This is a genomic window from Streptomyces sp. bgisy159, assembly GCF_965341775.1.
In the GTDB taxonomy this organism is placed as follows: domain Bacteria; phylum Actinomycetota; class Actinomycetes; order Streptomycetales; family Streptomycetaceae; genus Streptomyces.
The window spans coordinates 1-519 of record NZ_CBDQZH010000141.1 but is presented as its reverse complement, the minus strand read 5'-3'; the positions used below and the strand labels follow the sequence as shown (position 1 = coordinate 519).

The window sequence follows — 519 nt, the reverse complement described above, 5'->3', positions numbered from 1 at the left end:
GGTGGTGGCGGGAACTTGGGTCTTTCCAGGTTGTTCATCTGGGTTGCCGACCAGGTGTAGGTCTGGGCCAGTTTGCGCATCTGGGCTGCGGCTTGTTGGCGGACCTCTTCCTTGTGGGCGGCCAGGGCCTGGAGTTCTTCGGTGGATTTTCTGGCGACCGCGGCGGCGTCGGGATCGTTGTGGGCGGCCTTGGCGGCGGCGAGGTTGGCGGTGGCGCTCTGGGTGTCGCGGGGGATGGAGGCCTGGGCCTGGGCGATGGCGCCGGAGGCTTCGGTGAGCCATTTGGCGGCATCGTCGCTGAAGTCGCCGAGGCGGAGGGTGGAGTTGGCGAGGTCGGCGGTCCAGGTGCGGAAGGCGTCGGCGCCGGTGCCCTTCCAGGCGACCCACTGGGGGCGGATCTTGAGTTCTTCGGCGATGTCGCGGATGGACTTGGCCGCGGCGACGAGGCGGTCGGCGGCGGCCTGGACCTGGCCGGAGTTCGCCTGGTCCAGCCACGCGAGCATCTGCTCGTGGCTCATG

General features: G+C 69.2%; 1 pseudogene. It reads right to left on the bottom strand.

Annotation, left to right across the window (positions count from 1 at the left end):
• Positions 1-518, bottom strand: a pseudogene (locus ACSLTV_RS36190) (translation initiation factor IF-2); the annotation flags it as partial.
• Between the last annotated feature and the right edge of the window lies 1 nt (position 519).